Source organism: Gammaproteobacteria bacterium (assembly GCA_037388465.1).
Lineage (GTDB): Bacteria > Pseudomonadota > Gammaproteobacteria > SpSt-1174 > SpSt-1174 > JARRKE01.
On sequence record JARRKE010000087.1, the window covers coordinates 1 to 15,723 of the forward strand.

The following is a 15,723-nucleotide window of genomic DNA, read 5'->3' on the forward strand; positions in this document are numbered from 1 at the left end:
GGAGTGAGGCGTACCGCAGCCTGTTTAGTGCCCACATTGATCCGCGACACACGGACGCCATACGTATGGCGACCAACCAAAACATGGCGTTGGGCAGTGACCGATTCAGGGAGGAAGTGACTAGATTGAGCGGACGGCGTACCGAAGCGATGAGGCGGGGTAGAAAGCCCAGGGTGACAAGGCATGCTTAATTTTACTCTGACCCCAATTATTGGCAGAGAATACGATCCGGGTCATCAGCAATATATGAGCCAGCTTGATGCTGAAATAAAGAAATATGAACATTCGATTAGGAAAGAATGTAACTGTGGAGGTAATTAAGTGAAGACCCTTAATCAGGTCTTGCAGGAGGTGCATGATACAACCGACTTTTCAATGTTGGAAAATGTTGATGTTAATACGCGTGGGCTTTTTGAAAACACCCCCCTGCATGTCGTTATGTCATGGGGTGACGTTGAGGCTGCTGAGTTGCTTGTTGCGGCAGGTGCCGATGTTAATGCTCAGGGTGAATATGGGGACACGCCGTTGCATCGCATAATCGGTAATAATAATAAGAAGATGGTCGACTTACTTTTGCGAAGTGGTGCTAATCCGAGATTAAAAAACAAAGATGGGGTTGATTGTTACGAATTGGCTAAGAAATTTGGGGAAGAATCGTTCTTTCAGAAAGGATGAAAACGAGTACGAAGAGCAATTTATGAAGGCCGATTCAGAAAACAGTTCTTTATTGTTATAAATAGATCGCCAGCAAATCTAATTGGGGTCAGAGTAAAATTAACGCCCCCTAAGGGTTAAAGCTCCTCCAAGGAAGGAGGTCTGCACATGGCAAGATTACCAAGGCTTTGTTTGCCAGGTGTGCCGCAGCACATCATCCAGCGAGGCAATAATCGCCAAGTCTGTTTTGCAGGAGCGGATGATTTCGCTGCCTATGCTGGTTGGCTGAGAGGAATCTAATTGGGGTCAGAGTAAAAATAGCGTACCTTAAGAATTGAGGCTCCTCCAAGGAGGAATATCTTTTCCTCCATCGCCTCACCGTGGTGAATTTGTCCCTCGACTAGATATGTCACCTGCTACCAATGTTGATGCGCCTTTTTGCAGGTGCTTGCCTCTGTATGCTGTGGCGCGGCATGATGCGCTTAACCCCATAGCGTAGGGTGACGAATGAATCATTCCTCCGTAAGCCAGCGGCACGGTCAGCTGCGTACCAGGGTCGAGCACTGGATTGAGCGCTTCGACACCCCTGTACAACGCGAGCAGATCCGGATTCTGTTCCGGCAGTCACCTTTTGTGTTCTTTGGCATCCTCGCTAGCATGACGGCGGTCGAGCTGTATTTTTGGGGCAAAGCCGATCGGACAGCACTGTTGGCCTGGCTGGTGGCAAACTTGCTGTTGACTCTGCTACGCATCCTGTTCGTCAGGCGCTTTGAGCGCCTGCAGCCACAAGGACGCGCGATATTGGTCTGGGGTTTCAGTTTTGCACTGACCTCTACCATATCCGGCATGATCTGGGGTTCAAGCGTCATGCTTTTTTTACAACCCAGTGACCTCGGCGGCCTGTTGCTTCTGGTGGTGGTGTTGACCGGCATGACTGCGGGCAGCCTGGTCCCGCTCTCCAGTTTCATGCCTGCCTACTTCGGTTATGCCGTGTTCACGATGACGCCACTGGGATTGATCCTGATCAATCTCGGCCGCGCTGATCTGGTATTTGTGGGTTATCTGGCGCTGGTGTTTTTGATGGTCACTTTGGGCTATTCCTTCGTGGTGCACCGCGGTTTGGCGGACTTCATCCGTTTGCGCTTTCAAAACCTTGATCTGTTGCGCGATCTGGAACGGCAAAAAGCCATCTCGGAGAAGGCGAGTGCGGATAAGTCGCGTTTCCTCGCCGCGACCAGCCATGACCTGCGCCAACCACTGCATGCCATGTCATTGTATTTGGGGGCATTGTCCGCCCAACTGGATGATCGGGAGCAGAAGGGATTGCTAAGCAAAGGGTTGCGGGCCTGTGATGCGCTCAATGATCTGCTCACTGCGTTGATGGATGTGTCGAGACTGGACTCGGGCGATGTCAACTTCGATCGCAAAGCGGTGGATATGGGCATCCTGCTCGAGGGTATTGCCGGCGAGTTCAGAGCGCAGGCTGAGCGTAAGGGTATCGAGTTGCGTGTCTTCGGTGAGGATATCGATGCCGATACGGACCCGCTGATGTTCTCACGCATGGTGAGAAATCTGCTCACCAATGCCTGCATCCACAGCCGTGCCACGCGTATTGAGCTGGGCGCCGAGGAGAGAGGTGACGAGATCGTTGTCAGCGTGCGCGACAACGGTATCGGTATTCCCGTGCCGCAGCAGGAAGCGGTGTTCTCCGAGTTCTATCAGCTGAATAACGTTGAGCGTGACCGTGCCAAAGGGCTGGGCTTGGGGCTGGCCATCGTCAAACGCCTGGCGGATCTGCTCGATCACGATCTGCGCCTGGAGAGTACGCCCGGGCAAGGTTGTTGCTTTTACCTGACCTTGCCGCGCCTACAGACACATCTGGAACCCGAGGCGCAGGCCTCGGCCGGGGTGACGACCGATCTTGGCGGGCGCTTTATCGTGTTGGTGGACGACGAGGCCAGCGTGCGTGATGCCATGCGCGTGTTGCTGCGGCAGTGGGGTTGCGAGTTGCTGGTGACAGAGGGCGTCGAATCGCTGCGTCGCGAACTGCATTCGCTGGATTATCCGTGCCCGGATGTCGTGATCGCGGATTATCGCCTGCGCAACGATACCACGGGGCTGGATGTGGTCGAGACGGTGTATGACCGCTTTGACGCCGACATACCTGCGGTGATCGTCAGCGGTGATACCGACCAGGTGGTGCGTCGGCGGGTCGAGGAGCGGGGCTGCCATCTGCTGCACAAGCCGGTGACACCCGATCTGCTTCGCGGGACCCTGAACCGCCTCCTGGCCTCCTGAGTCTGAGTCAGCTGCGCGGCGGATCGAAGCCCAGCAGCTCGCGCGCCAGGATCCCGGCCTGGGTGCGATTGTCCACGTTCAGTAAATCCAGCAATTGACTGACATACTGTTTGACGGTGCCTTCCGTCAGCGACAGCGTTTCCGCAATGACGCGATTGCTGTTGCCGCATGCCAGATGAGCCAGTACCTCGCGTTGCCGGTCGCTGAGCGTTGCCAGCAGGTCTTTTGTTCTGCGGTTGATGACGGACAGGGGGCGATAGCGATCGCCGCGCATGATCGTGCGCACGGCACGTAGTATCTCTTCGCCTGGGCTGGCCTTGGTGACATAGCCGGAGGCGCCTGCCCGCAGGCAGGCTTCAATTACCTGTGGATGTTCGTTCGCGGAAACCACCAGCAGCGGGGTGGTCGGCACGACTGCGTGCAGGCGCTCTATGCTGATGGCTCCTTCCATGCCGGGCATGCTCAGGTCCACCAGGATGAGGTCTACCCCGTCGGGGAGCTGCGCGCACAGGCTGTCCCAGTCATGGGCGAATTCGATGCGCGGGTTGTTGCCGCTGCGCTGCAGCCACACGGCCATGCTGTCACGGAACAATCCATGGTCATCTGCGATGAGAATCTTCATTCGCCACTCGAATCATGTACAAAAAGTCTTCGCCGCTACGGCGAGGTCTGAATGCCGGTGGTATCTCCCGTCATATCGAAGGCACGGCGGAGAGGCCTGTTCACCGCAGGCGTCGTACCTGTGATTTTAACCTCTGGTTTCCGATTGAAAACTAACTTTGGTTAATTCACGGGGCGGAAATCCTCACTTACCATTTTTATCAGCTGCCATCTTGAGACGTGGCGCAATTGACCGGTTTTTGACCAGCTCTTTTTATCTTCATCGGATGGGCAAACCTGGGGAGGTGCATTATGCGTAAACGTAGCAAGCAGTTTGGCCAGGGTATGACGGAGTACATCATCATCGTGGCCCTGATCGCGCTGGCCGCGATCGCGGTTTACGGTTTCTTCGGCAAAACCCTGCGTAACCAGGTTGCCGGCATGAGTCAGGAACTCGCGGGACAGAAAAATACCGGGACGAGTGCGGCGTCTAGCAGTGCCGGTAGCGCTGCCAGCAGTGCCAACAAGTCCCAGGGCCTCAAAGATTACGGGTCGTCGAACTAGCTGCGTCCATCGCTGAATAGGGCACAAGGGGCAGTATGTGGTGTGCTTGACCACCAACCGGGCGGTTCCGCTCATCTCACGCCAGCACGGCCAGGCGGCCGTGCTGGCGTTTTTGCTCATGGGGGCGGTGGTGCTCGCCGGTTTGATGCTGTTCGCCAGCGGTCAACGCGCCAGCGCACACATGACGCTGCAAAACGCCGCGGACGCCGGCGCCTACAGCGTCTCCCAGATCGAGGCGCGCGATCTCAACTTCGCCGCCTACATGAACCGCGCGATCATCGCCAATGAAGTTGCGCTGGGCCAGGTGGTTTCACTGATCTCCTGGGCACGCTATCTCCAATCCATCGGTTCCGGATTGCGTGAAATCGGTGCGATTATCGGCCCGGTGACGGAGGGGGTCGGTACCATCGTGCTGGACAGCCTGGCCGCCTTCTACGACGGGGTGGGAGCCGTTGCCGAGAACTCGGTCAATTACCTTTATCAGTCCGTCCTGGGGCCTCTTTTCAAGACGATCATCGAGGGTTATTCCACCGCAGAAAAGGCCTTTCACTACATTACGGCCTATCTCGTGCTGGTGGCGGCGAAAAAGGTGATCAAGGGGAACGATCCCAATGCCAGTCTATCTGCCTTCGGTTACGGGGCGTTGCTGGCGCATGAGTACAGCTATCTGAAAAAGTTCGCGCCCTGGCAGAAGACGGACAAGGTCAGTACCGGAACCGGGCGTATGGGTGCCATGGTCGAGGCCTCACGCGATCCATTCCTCACCCAGCGAGGGAAAACCTGGGGAGTAAGCCAGAGCGTCGGTTTCAGTCTGGGAAGTATTCTGAACATCATCCACGCGCCGCACTGGCTACGGGATCTGATCAGCAAATTCGGCTTCGATTTTTCCGAGAACCTTTCCTTCACCCTGTACGCCGGTACGCAGGGCGGTGGTGAGATGCGCTATATCAGCCAGACCCGCGGCGATCGCTTTAATTGGTCAGGTGCGGATGCTGCGGGCATGGGCTTTTACGGTCATTTCAGGCTTTATCTCAAGGTCGCCGGATTGACCATACTGGACATCAATACCCATTTGCCTCCTTCCTTCCTGGGCCTGGGCAACGAAATCTCCCTGCCGTTCGCGGGTGGTTCGGCGCAAATCGGGAAAGCCGCCAATTCTCTGAATCCCAGCAACATGATTCGCGGGGATACCGTGCCGGATTCGAGCTATGGCGGTGCGCCGGGCACGTATCCGCAGTCCTGGGACGCGTACATTATGCCGACCATCTCGGCGAAAAATTTCGACAGTAAATACAAAGGGTTGCCGGGCTTTGTCGATGTGCCGCCCTACGACGAGACACAGGGCTTTGAAGCTCCGTATGTGCTGGTAGGGGTGACGGCCGATTCACCGCAGCCGTTTATCGCCTCAGGACGTTTCGCCAGTCCGAAGGGCGATGCCGGGAATGTGATTGGCGCCCTGTCCAAGGCCGAGGTGTACTTCGCACGTCCGAACGATCTGAGCTATTTCGCCCGTCCCGATCATCTGGGCGAGCAGGGCAATCCCTATGATCCCTATTGGCAGGCGCGGCTGGTCGATACCACCTTTGCCGACCGTGCGCTGGCCCTGGCCGGGCAGCAACAACAGTACTGGATGCCGAGCACCAAGAAGATCGTAAATCGCCTGAAACAGGCGAAAAGCGAGCTGTGTCCCATCATTCAGCAGGCGGGCCTGCCGTGCTGACGCAAACGTGCAGACAAACCGGCCAGGCCATGACCGAGTTTGTCGTGGTGGCCTCTCTGGTGCTGGTACCTGCGTTTCTGCTGCTGCCGATGATCGGCAAGCTGGTCGATATGAAGCAGGCCTCGGTGCAGGCCGCGCGCTATATGGCCTGGGAATACACGGCGTGGAACGCGAGTGCGACCAGCCCGAATATGCTGAAGACGTTCAACGCCGTGCAGTCGCCGGTCAAGTCGTCGGGCGTGCTGGACAAGGAGACGGCGCGGCGCATCTTTTCCGGCAGCACGCTTCCCATTGCCGCCAACGATGCCGGTGAGGGGTGGAAGCAGGACACCGACAACCCGGTGTGGTCCAAGCCGAATGGTCAGCCGCTGTATGTCTACGGCAGCGATACCACCGTCGGCTATCGCAACCGGGACGTTCCGGATCCGCTGCAGCTGACCAAGGGTTTCGCCACCATAACCTCGAGCATATCGAGCGTGATGAGCGGCATGGGAAATTTTCTTGGCGTGAAGAATGCCAAGTTCGATGCCACCCAGGCGGGCGGATACGTCACGACCGACGTCACCATGCCCGTCGCCAAGGTCGCAGAGCTTTCTCCGTTTGATCATCTCGATCTGGCATTCCATGCGCAGGCCGCCCTGGTCACACGCGGCTGGGATGCCGGCGGCAGCAAACAGACGCGGAGCGAGGTGCGTGGCCTGGTCCCGACCGTGTTCTTCGACAACCCGGTATTTCATACGTTGCTCGACAATCCGGTCATGAAGACGGTCGCGCCCGATATCTCATCGGACAGCCTTAAGTTCGGTTATGTCGATACCAGCGCCGTGCCACCGGAATATCTGAATAACGGCGCTACCAATTGCGATGACAAGACAGGGCTGTGTACATGGTGAGGCGTTTGCTGATCCTCGCTCTGCTGTTTGCCGCCCCTCTGGCCGCGGCACGCGACTGGCCGCACCTGGACGTGCCGAAGGGTGTGCATCTTGTCTGGGTGTCGGGCGTCGTGCAGGCCAACGGATATTCACAGCGCATTGCGGATCTTCGCAGTGACGTGCCGCTCAAGGTCGTTCTGGATTTTTACCGGACCCATTGGGCCGGTACACAGTCGCTCAACGGACATAAGGTTCCGGGGTTTCTGCTCAAGTCGGTCCCGCCATGGGAGATCATTTCCCGTCTGCAGGACGGTTACCTGATTGCCATTCAGCTGCGTCCGGACGGTGCCGGCGGAACACAGGGTAAGGTGTCCATCAGCGATCTCAGCCGCCGTCCGGCGACGTCGTTGCCGCCATTTCCCATGCCGGACGGATCGCATGTCGTGAATGATATGCCTTCCTATGACGGTGGACGCAAGGCGCGCACCCTGATGCTGGTCAATTACGACTCGATTTCGAGTAACGCGGATTTCTACAGCGATTATTTCAGGCAACGTGGCTGGCGCCAGGTGATCAGCAAGGGGGACGACAACGGGCGGGCGCATGTACTGATCATGGAGCAGGCGGGAAGATCGGTGAATTTCTTCATGCAGACATCGGGCGGCATGACCATGGTGGTCGTCAATCTGACGGGCGGAGTGGATCTGCCATGATGAGTATTACTCATAGGCAGGCGCAGCGCGGGCAGTCGATGGTCGAATACCTGGTCGTGGTGAGCGCCTTGCTGGTTGCGTTCCTTGCGGCACCGAACGTCATACAGGAGCTGGAGCAGAACATGACCGCTCGCCAGCAGGGCTACAACTACGCCATGTCGCTGTCGCAGATCCCTTATCCACTGAAAACCGCCACAAAAATTTACACAGCGGAAGGGATGGACAGCGCCTTGATCGATAAGCTGACCAAGCCGCAGAAATCCATTGATGAATTCAATGATCTGCTGGACAAGAACCTGAACCTTCCGACCCCTCAGGTTCCGGATTGGCGCAGCGTACTCAAGGTTTTTTGAGCATCGTGATGCCAGGGCCCGGATCAGGATAACCGCTACGGCTCAAATGACTGGGGCGAACATCTGATATGCGTATAAAAACTGCTGGCGGCATTGCTGGCCATGCTCTACCTGCATAACCTCGCTCGCGAACTGGCGGACAGAAATCGCCCCGTGACGCACAAGATGATCGACGTCGTGGTAGCCGTACGTGATCTGCCGTTCGGGACCAAGGTAGACAACAAAACCATGGCGGTACGGCACATACCGACTACTTACGCTCCCTCCGACGCCATCTTGGCCAGCGAGTATGACGCTTACAAGGGGCGCGTGCTCGCGGTTCCGATCAAGGCGGGTACACCGCTTCAAAAGATGATGCTCGTCGATCAGGTTCCATTGGATTTTTCTGACACCATCCCCATGCAACGGCGTGGGTTGACGATTCAGGTAAACGATCTCAATGGCTTTGCCGGCCTGCTCAGGCCCGGTGATCATGTGGATCTGTTCGTCCTGTTGTCCGGCGCCCTGAATTCCTCGCAAGGGCAGGGCAAGCAGCTGCTGCCCGTCGTGCAGAACGTGCGCGTCATGGCGACAGGCAGGGTTTCGCAACATGCGTACGTGGACAAGCTGCTGCTCGCGGGCAGCGGACAGCGAGCGGGTTACGACGACCATTTCACCACTGTCACGGTGGACGTTTCGCCGCGCCAGGCGGCCCTGGTTGCGCTTGCCAGGGACAAGGGGGAATTGGTTGCCCTGTTGCGCAACCGTACTGACAAAGGGCTGGCGAAATTTACCGCATTGACCCCGGCGGCGCTGCTTTCCAATGCCGGAGATATGTATCAGAAGGCACGCGTGGCCAGCGAATCGAACAGTCTTGACCGTGTGGCGAAGAACGCCAAGGGCCAGCTTGTGACGCCGTCGGGGCGTGTGGTCACCGATCCTAATGTCGTCATGAAAAACGGCGTAGTGATGACAAAAAAGGGTGTCGTGCTCACAGGCCGGGGGCTTCAGGTCGGTTCGGACGGGAAGATCTATACCGCCTCCGGCGATCCTGTCGATACGGCGCATCTGGCACAGAACAAGAATGGCAGCCTGGTCGCACCCGGTGGTGTGGTGATTCCGAGCAACGGCCTGGTGACCAAGCCGAACGGTGAGGTGCAGTCCGTCACCGGCGGAAAATTGAACAAGCAGGGGTACATCATCGGTCCGAATGGCGAGGTAAAAACCCCCTCTGGGGTCGTGCTGCATGGCGTCAAGGTCAACAAAAACGGTGAAGTGGTCGGAGCGGACGGTAAACCGCTGCCAAAGAGTTCAACTCTGCACCTGGGTGAGCACGGTGAGGTTCTGACGGCCAATGGTAAACCTGTCGCGGGTGTTCGCGGTACGCCGGCGCCCAGTACCGCCGTGAGCGGCGGCTTGGTAGAGAGTGCGGGACTCGATTGGGTGATCCAGTACATCATCGGAGGGACGGGCGAGAACGGCGTCACTCCGATCAAGGATGTTCCGGTCAACCCCTGATATGAGAAAGATGACCATGACAAAACTCGATATGAAGACGTTTCTCTGTCATCTGTGGCTGATCGGGTCGCTGTTGGTACTGTTCGCACCTTCCGCCTATGCCGCATCCCGCCAGTTCACGCTATACAAGGGAGAGGTCAAGGTTCTGAAGCTTGGTCCGATTGAACGCGTCGCGATCGGCGACGGCAATATCGTCAGTACGACCGTGTTGAAGACGGGGCAGCTGGTCGTCCTCGCGGGCAAGAATGGCGTCAGCGATATGCATATCTGGCTCAAGAATGGCCGTCAATACGCTTACCGCGTGACAGTGTTGCCGGGGGCGATGCTTGCCACAGGCACCAAGATCGGGGAGCTGCTGGATAAGATACCCGGCGTCAAGCTCACCACCATCGGCGGCAAGATGCTGGTCGAGGGTGATGTCGACCCGGAAAAAAAGAAGCTGATTTCCACGCTGGTTTCCCAGTTTCCGGATCTTGTGGATCTGACGGTCGTGAAGTCAGTCCCGTCGACCCGGATGATCTCGATGCTGGTGCAAATCGTCGAGATCAGCACCAACGCCCTGGATAATCTGGGTATCGATTGGAACAGCCCGATCAACGGACCTGCTGCGGGAGTCGTGGCTCCTGGGGTCAGTAATGCCTATAGCACGCTGGCTTCGCCTGATGGCCTGACACTCCCCAACGGATTGGATGGCGCCTTTTTTGGCATCGCCACCGGTCTCACTTCAAGTATCAATCTGCTGGCTCAAAGTGGCCAGGCCTATCTGTTGGCAGAACCCAGATTGAGCACCAAGAGCGGTGGAACCGCGACTTTTCTGGCCGGCGGCGAGGTGCCCATCCCGGTCACCTCGGGGCTGGGTTCCACCAACGTCATCTTCAAGAAGTATGGAATCCAGTTGAAGATCAAACCCGTTACAGACGACAAAGGAAATATTCTTGCCCACGTGGAAACGGAAGTCAGTGATGTGAACCCCAATCAGACCGTGCAGGGAATCCCGGGCTTTCTGACCAGGTCCGCGAGTACCGACATCAGCATGCACGAGGGACAGACCATGGTGATTTCCGGGCTCATTAACCAGAACACGGGTGAATCCGTTACCGGTATCCCAGGTCTACGGGACATTCCGATACTTGGCGCTTTGTTCAGGTCCAAGACCTTCCAGAACAAGGAGTCGGAACTGGTCATTTTCGTCACGCCGAGGATTTATGGCGCTGATTCAGAGTTGAACAAACGGGCCTTGGCGCGAATGCAGAAACTGCAGAAACGCTTTACCAAGAACATCGATGATCAATTGATGGACTAAACCCATGCTGCAAATCCTGATTCAGGACGCCGATGGCCAGGAAGTGGGCCGTTATTCAACGGAGAACGATGCATGCATCATCGGCCGTTCGAGAAAATGCGATATCCGAATCACCGGATGGCGTATCGGGAAGGAGCACGCGCACCTGATTCTGGACCATGAAGGATGGTTGCTCAGCAATGTCAGCGGCGGCTTTTCAATGCTGGTCAACGGCCATGAGATCGACGGCACGTACGGCCCGGTCAAGACCGGCGATTGCATCGTGATCTCCGACTTCACGCTGCAAATAGATTCGGGTACGAGCGGTACGAACCCTGAGGATGGCGAGGTGCAGGGGGGCGCGCGTGTTGAAGGTGTGGACAACCAGGCCGAAGGCGATGTCCAGACCGAGCTCGACCCAGCCCATGAGCGCCTGTTATGGCGCGGCAGGATACATCGCGAGCTGCTGTCCATGATGGATCTGAGGCGGCTCGATATTTCGGCCATGTCGGCAACGGATCTGCGTGAATTCGTCAGCAGCATGATCGACGAGATCATCGCCAAGCTGGACGCCGATATGCCGCGGCATCTGGATCGTACCGATATCGCCAATGAGGTGTTGAGCGAGGCCGTGGGCTACGGCCCATTGGACGAACTGATAGCGGACGAGAGCGTCACCGAGATCATGGTCAACGCTTTTGACGATATTTATGCCGAGCAGAGCGGCCGCCTGCGCAGGCTTGACCTGACCTTCAGCAGCAACGAGGCCGTCCTGGCGATCATCGACCGTATCGTCGCGCCGCTCGGGCGCCGTATCGATGAGAGCTCGCCGATGGTCGATGCGCGCCTGCCCGACGGTTCGCGCGTGAATGCCATTATTCCTCCTCTGGCGATCAGAGGACCGAGCATCACTATCCGGAAATTTTCCAAAAAACGGCTGCAACCTGAAGATCTGGTGGGCTTCGATAGTGCAACGGAGGATATGCTCAGTTTCCTGGAAGTGGCGGTCAAGGAAAGAAAGAACATCGTCATTTCCGGCGGAACGGGCAGCGGCAAGACCACCTTGCTCAACATCCTGTCCAATTATATCCCCCATCGCGAACGCATTATCACGGTAGAGGATTCAGCCGAGCTCAGGCTCAACCAGCCGCATGTCGTATCGCTGGAGGCACGGCCCAAGAACATCGAAGGCAAGGGCGCCATCCCGATCCGTGAGCTGGTCAGAAACACCCTGCGTATGCGTCCGGACAGGATCGTCGTGGGCGAGTGCCGCGGCGGAGAGGCCCTGGATATGCTGCAGGCCATGAATACCGGGCATGACGGTTCCCTGACCACGGTGCATGCCAACTCTCCACGCGACATGGTCTCGCGACTCGAGGTGATGGTGATGATGGCCGGCATGGATCTGCCCTCGGTCGCCATACGCGAGCAGATTGCCTCGGCGGTGCAGATCATCGTGCAGCAAAAGCGCTTTTTCGACGGTACGCGGCGAATTGTCTCCGTTTCGGAAGTGACCGGGATGGAGGGTGCGCATATTCAGTTGCACGAGATCTTTTGCTACAGGCAACAGGGAGTCGATGGCGAGGGTAAGGTGCGAGGGACATTCGGGGCCACGGGTGCCATTCCGGAGTTTTACGAGGAATTGGCGGAACGTGGCATCGGCACCGATTTGTCTATTTTCAAATCGGGATCCTGAGCTTGGCTACGTTGAATATATATCTCTACGCCTCGATTGCATGCGTGTTTATCGGCATGCTCTTGATTTACGTGGCCGTGCTACCCCGCATCAGGCTTGCATTACGCGCTTACAAAACGCGCTACGCAAAGGAAGCCGATGCGACCTTCACCGATATGTTTATGCAGATCGATACCGAGCGGCTGTTTTACGCCAACATCGCGCTGCTGGTGATTCTTCCGCCCATCATCTGGCTGCTGGCGGATAATATCGTGATCGGTCTACTGACCTTTGTGGCCCTGTTGTTCATCCCGCGTATGGCATACAACCAGCTGCGCAAACGCCGTCTGACAATGATCGAGCGCCAGCTGCCGGATGCGTACATCGCGATCGCCAACGCCATGCGCAGCGGGGCGAGTTTTGCCATCGCAGTACAAACCGTCGCCGACGATTTTATGCCGCCGATCAGCCAGGAGATCGGGCTGTTTCTGCGCGAGCAGCGCCTGGGGGTCGATTTGGATACCTCCCTGGCCAATGTCGAGAAGCGTATCCCGATACCCGAGATGACCATGTTTACCTCGGCTGTGCGGATTTCGCGCGATATCGGCGGCAATCTGGCCGAGACACTGGAGAAGCTGGCCGACACCCTGCGTCGCAAGCAGGATATGGATGGCAAGATCAAAAGTCTCACCGCACAGGGCAAGATGCAGGGCATGGTCATGAGCTTCTTGCCCGTGTTTCTGGTGCTTATCCTGCTCAAGCTGCAGCCGGAGGCGATGAGCAAGCTGTTTACCACGCGTATCGGATGGGCGGTGCTTGGCGTGGCCATCACGATGGAGTTGCTGGGTTACCTGGCCATCCGCAAGATCACGCGTATCGATATATGATCCCACTCGTCGGCCAAGCCAGTTATTACCTGTTCGGTCTGATGGTTTTTCTGGCCGTTCTGTCAATGCTGGCGCTGGTATATGGATTTTCGCCCAATGTCCCCAGGGAAGACAGGACGTATATGGATCCGTTGCCACCCATGCTGCGTCCGCTCTGGCCATTCGTCCAGGTCATCGCCTATTACGTCTGCTCCCGCCTGAGCGCACGTCTTCTTTCCCGGACGGAAGATCGTCTGATTCGCAATGGCGCGGGCTACATGTTTCATGCCGAGCAGTTCATCGCCCTGCGGCTCCTGGGCGCGTTGCTTGGGTTCATGTTGGCGCTGGGTGCCGCCATGTCCGTGCACCATGAAAATGCGATGTTGATCGGGCTGTTCGGCCTGGTGATGGGGCTGGTCTTGCCGGATATCTGGCTGCATGACATGCGGCAGCGGCGTGTGACCGAGGTTGTGCGCATGCTCCCGATCTATCTGGACTTTATCACCCTGGCGGTTGAGGCCGGCCTCAATTTCCAGGGCGGTATACAGCAGGCCGTGCAGCGCGGCCCGGCCGGGATACTGCGTAACGAATTCAACACTGTGCTCAGGGATATACGCTCCGGCCTGACACGTTCCGAAGCACTGCGTCGCATGGATCGCAGACTGTCCATACCCGACGTGACCAGCTTCGTCAGCTCCGTGATACAGGCCGAGAGGATGGGGGCCGGTATGGCGGATGTGCTGAGAATGCAATCCGAACAGCGCCGCAATGAGCGATTCCAGCACGCGGAAAAAAAGGCCATGGAGGCACCGATCAAACTGATAGGTCCTTTGATCCTGTTTATATTTCCCGTGACATTTCTGGTGTTGGCGTTCCCGATTATCGTCAAGCTGTTCATGCAGGGCCTGTTATGAAGCTGGGGCGCCTGTTGCGTGATGGTGACTGCATCGTCGACCGCGCCATGTTCGCGGATAATGTCTTTGAGCGTATGCGCGGCCTGTTGGGCCGACCGCGCATCGGTCCCGGGCAGGCCATGGTGTTGACGCGGTGCGGCGCCATACATACCTGTGGAATGCGCTATCCGATCGATGTGCTGTTCCTGGACAGGGGGTGGCGGATTATCGACGTGAAGCATCAGATACATCCATGGCGGATGACCCAGTGCCTGCGTGCGGTCAATACCGTCGAGATCGCAGCTGGCGAGGCGCATCGTATTTCTCTTCAGCCGGGAGATAAGCTGACATGGTTCGACCAGACATCCTGATATCGCGAGCGCTGTTAATCGCTATTTTATTCTCGCTGGCTGGCTGTGCAGGGATGAAGCCGCGCCCGGATTATCTCGCCATGTCGCACCAGGCTGAGAAGGCCTACCGCGCCGGCGATTATGCCAAGGCGGAACACTTGTGCCAGGAAATCCTCAAGGCGGTACCGGCGACGCCATCAGCCCGTTTCATGCTGGGCAATATCTACGCCAGGACCGGCCGTCTGCATGAAGCGACATCAGCCTATCGGCATGTGCTGGATCATGGCGGGAATCAATCCAAAGTTTGGTACAACCTGGGGGTGGTATATGCACAGCAGGCCATCGCGGCGTTTACCCAGGCAGGCACGCATGCCGGCCAGGATCGCACTCTCAATCAAAAAGCCCAGCTGCGTGCGCATGCGATGCTGTCGTCGTTGCAGGGCCAGAGCTGTCAATGATTGACGCTGGCACGCCGCAGCGTCTGCGCGGGCAGGCGATGGTGGAATTCATCGTCATTCTGCTGGTGCTTTGGGTGTTGATCTTCGGGATTATCCAGTTCGCATTGCTCTACCGAGCGAAGATCACCCTGAACACCGCGGTGTTCGATGCGGCGCGCGTCGGGGCGGTCAACCACGGGCTGCGCGTTGCGATCGGTGCGGAACTGGTGAACCGGTTGCTGCCGCTTTATTACGTTGCTCCCGCCAGCGGTGACAGAATGGATCAGCTCATGCAGGACCAGCAGACCTACAACGATACGATCAGCAAGGATTTGTGCATCGAGCGCGTCAATCCGACGCAGAAAATGTTTCAGGCGCTCAACGAATCCGTCGATGTGGGAGGGAAGACATACCTAGTCATACCCAACGACAACCTGCCTTACCGTAACCAGAGCCTGTCCGGCGTATCCATACAGGATGCGAATCTGCTCAAGTTACGGGTTATGTATTGCCACACGATGATCGTCCCCGTGATCTCGATGATGCTTAAGGGGGCTTATGACGTTACCAGGGCCTTCGTCGATTCAAAAAAGTTCGCCTTTGGTTCGTCATTCGCCAACGCCTGTTTCGCCAAGGATGGTTTCCCTTTGGTCTCCCAGGCCGTGGTGCGCATGCAAAGTGCTGCCTGGGACGATTCCTTCGATACCCAGTGCCACTGAGTAGCCGCCGGTTTGTCGCGGATTCAATGGGTTATTCCACATCTGGCGGCAGTTTAGTCATTATGCAGAGAGCTACGGGTGAAACGCGTCAGGGCGTTGATCAGTTCGCCTGATAATTCCCGCGAGAGTTTCTGTTGCAGCACGCCGACATCGCTGCGCGCGACACTCAGCTTGTGGTGACCCTGCTCGGTAAGGCGGATGTGAAAGGAACGGCGGTCCTGCTCGTTTTC

The 15,723-nt window shown here is 57.2% G+C and carries 16 protein-coding genes and 1 pseudogene; 16 read left to right on the top strand and 1 reads right to left on the bottom strand.

Annotation, left to right across the window (positions count from 1 at the left end):
- Positions 1–321: 321 nt before the first annotated feature.
- From P8Y64_12515 to P8Y64_12525, 3 genes and pseudogenes are all read left to right on the top strand, one after another.
- Entirely contained in the window at positions 322–675 is a 354-nt protein-coding gene (locus tag P8Y64_12515) for an ankyrin repeat domain-containing protein (GenBank protein MEJ2061289.1), read from the top strand.
- Positions 676–822: 147 nt separating this feature from the next.
- Positions 823–942 (top strand): annotated as a pseudogene (locus P8Y64_12520) (transposase).
- Positions 943–1,161: 219 nt separating this feature from the next.
- The gene (locus P8Y64_12525) at positions 1,162–2,952 is read left to right on the top strand and encodes a hybrid sensor histidine kinase/response regulator (protein MEJ2061290.1); all 1,791 of its coding nucleotides are present in this window, start codon (positions 1,162–1,164) and stop codon (positions 2,950–2,952) included.
- A 7-nt stretch (positions 2,953–2,959) separates the two neighbouring features.
- Here P8Y64_12525 and P8Y64_12530 read toward each other — a convergent pair whose 3' ends face one another.
- Entirely contained in the window at positions 2,960–3,574 is a 615-nt protein-coding gene (locus tag P8Y64_12530) for a response regulator transcription factor (protein ID MEJ2061291.1), read from the bottom strand.
- A 290-nt stretch (positions 3,575–3,864) separates the two neighbouring features.
- Between P8Y64_12530 and P8Y64_12535 the strand changes: the two genes are divergently transcribed.
- The 13 genes from P8Y64_12535 to P8Y64_12595 all read left to right on the top strand — a co-directional run bounded on the left by P8Y64_12535 (position 3,865) and on the right by P8Y64_12595 (position 15,493).
- Positions 3,865–4,116: a pilus assembly protein gene (locus P8Y64_12535; GenBank protein MEJ2061292.1), complete on the top strand. Its 252-nt coding sequence runs from the start codon at positions 3,865–3,867 to the stop codon at positions 4,114–4,116.
- Between the two features lie 40 nt (positions 4,117–4,156).
- Positions 4,157–5,836, top strand: coding sequence for a hypothetical protein (locus P8Y64_12540; GenBank protein ID MEJ2061293.1), 1,680 nt, complete (start codon positions 4,157–4,159; stop codon positions 5,834–5,836).
- A 29-nt stretch (positions 5,837–5,865) separates the two neighbouring features.
- On the top strand, positions 5,866–6,729 hold the full coding sequence (locus P8Y64_12545) for a hypothetical protein (protein ID MEJ2061294.1): 864 nt from the start codon (positions 5,866–5,868) through the stop codon (positions 6,727–6,729).
- On the top strand, positions 6,723–7,421 hold the full coding sequence (locus P8Y64_12550; GenBank protein ID MEJ2061295.1) for a hypothetical protein: 699 nt from the start codon (positions 6,723–6,725) through the stop codon (positions 7,419–7,421). The genes P8Y64_12545 and P8Y64_12550 overlap by 7 nt, the downstream gene beginning before the upstream one ends.
- Positions 7,418–7,774 (top strand): hypothetical protein, encoded by a 357-nt coding sequence (locus P8Y64_12555; protein MEJ2061296.1) that lies wholly within the window; start codon positions 7,418–7,420, stop codon positions 7,772–7,774. Before P8Y64_12550 ends, P8Y64_12555 begins: the two co-directional genes overlap by 4 nt.
- Before the next feature lie 93 nt (positions 7,775–7,867).
- Positions 7,868–9,271, top strand: a complete 1,404-nt coding sequence (cpaB, locus tag P8Y64_12560; GenBank protein MEJ2061297.1) for a Flp pilus assembly protein CpaB — start codon at positions 7,868–7,870, stop codon at positions 9,269–9,271.
- Between the two features lie 16 nt (positions 9,272–9,287).
- Entirely contained in the window at positions 9,288–10,574 is a 1,287-nt protein-coding gene (locus P8Y64_12565; GenBank protein MEJ2061298.1) for a pilus assembly protein N-terminal domain-containing protein, read from the top strand.
- Between the two features lie 4 nt (positions 10,575–10,578).
- Positions 10,579–12,249: an ATPase, T2SS/T4P/T4SS family gene (locus P8Y64_12570; protein ID MEJ2061299.1), complete on the top strand. Its 1,671-nt coding sequence runs from the start codon at positions 10,579–10,581 to the stop codon at positions 12,247–12,249.
- A 161-nt stretch (positions 12,250–12,410) separates the two neighbouring features.
- The gene (locus P8Y64_12575; protein ID MEJ2061300.1) at positions 12,411–13,115 is read left to right on the top strand and encodes a type II secretion system F family protein; all 705 of its coding nucleotides are present in this window, start codon (positions 12,411–12,413) and stop codon (positions 13,113–13,115) included.
- On the top strand, positions 13,034–14,008 hold the full coding sequence (locus tag P8Y64_12580; protein MEJ2061301.1) for a type II secretion system F family protein: 975 nt from the start codon (positions 13,034–13,036) through the stop codon (positions 14,006–14,008). The genes P8Y64_12575 and P8Y64_12580 overlap by 82 nt, the downstream gene beginning before the upstream one ends.
- On the top strand, positions 14,005–14,358 hold the full coding sequence (locus P8Y64_12585; GenBank protein ID MEJ2061302.1) for a DUF192 domain-containing protein: 354 nt from the start codon (positions 14,005–14,007) through the stop codon (positions 14,356–14,358). The genes P8Y64_12580 and P8Y64_12585 overlap by 4 nt, the downstream gene beginning before the upstream one ends.
- Positions 14,337–14,795, top strand: coding sequence for a tetratricopeptide repeat protein (locus tag P8Y64_12590; protein ID MEJ2061303.1), 459 nt, complete (start codon positions 14,337–14,339; stop codon positions 14,793–14,795). The genes P8Y64_12585 and P8Y64_12590 overlap by 22 nt, the downstream gene beginning before the upstream one ends.
- Entirely contained in the window at positions 14,792–15,493 is a 702-nt protein-coding gene (locus P8Y64_12595) for a pilus assembly protein (GenBank protein MEJ2061304.1), read from the top strand. The genes P8Y64_12590 and P8Y64_12595 overlap by 4 nt, the downstream gene beginning before the upstream one ends.
- Positions 15,494–15,723: the final 230 nt, after the last annotated feature.

Excerpts from the sequence above, each read along its gene's own strand:
- P8Y64_12585 (MEJ2061302.1), top strand. The coding sequence starts at position 14,005 with ATGAAGCTGGGGCGCCTGTTGCGTGATGGTGACTGCATCGTCGACCGC.
- P8Y64_12530 (MEJ2061291.1), bottom strand. The coding sequence starts at position 3,574 with ATGAAGATTCTCATCGCAGATGACCATGGATTGTTCCGTGACAGCATG.
- P8Y64_12545 (MEJ2061294.1), top strand. The coding sequence starts at position 5,866 with ATGACCGAGTTTGTCGTGGTGGCCTCTCTGGTGCTGGTACCTGCGTTT.
- P8Y64_12535 (MEJ2061292.1), top strand. The coding sequence starts at position 3,865 with ATGCGTAAACGTAGCAAGCAGTTTGGCCAGGGTATGACGGAGTACATC.
- P8Y64_12580 (MEJ2061301.1), top strand. The coding sequence starts at position 13,034 with ATGGGCGGTGCTTGGCGTGGCCATCACGATGGAGTTGCTGGGTTACCT.
- P8Y64_12565 (MEJ2061298.1), top strand. The coding sequence starts at position 9,288 with ATGACAAAACTCGATATGAAGACGTTTCTCTGTCATCTGTGGCTGATC.
- P8Y64_12575 (MEJ2061300.1), top strand. The coding sequence starts at position 12,411 with ATGCAGATCGATACCGAGCGGCTGTTTTACGCCAACATCGCGCTGCTG.
- P8Y64_12570 (MEJ2061299.1), top strand. The coding sequence starts at position 10,579 with ATGCTGCAAATCCTGATTCAGGACGCCGATGGCCAGGAAGTGGGCCGT.
- P8Y64_12590 (MEJ2061303.1), top strand. The coding sequence starts at position 14,337 with ATGGTTCGACCAGACATCCTGATATCGCGAGCGCTGTTAATCGCTATT.
- P8Y64_12595 (MEJ2061304.1), top strand. The coding sequence starts at position 14,792 with ATGATTGACGCTGGCACGCCGCAGCGTCTGCGCGGGCAGGCGATGGTG.
- P8Y64_12550 (MEJ2061295.1), top strand. The coding sequence starts at position 6,723 with ATGGTGAGGCGTTTGCTGATCCTCGCTCTGCTGTTTGCCGCCCCTCTG.
- P8Y64_12525 (MEJ2061290.1), top strand. The coding sequence starts at position 1,162 with ATGAATCATTCCTCCGTAAGCCAGCGGCACGGTCAGCTGCGTACCAGG.
- P8Y64_12555 (MEJ2061296.1), top strand. The coding sequence starts at position 7,418 with ATGATGAGTATTACTCATAGGCAGGCGCAGCGCGGGCAGTCGATGGTC.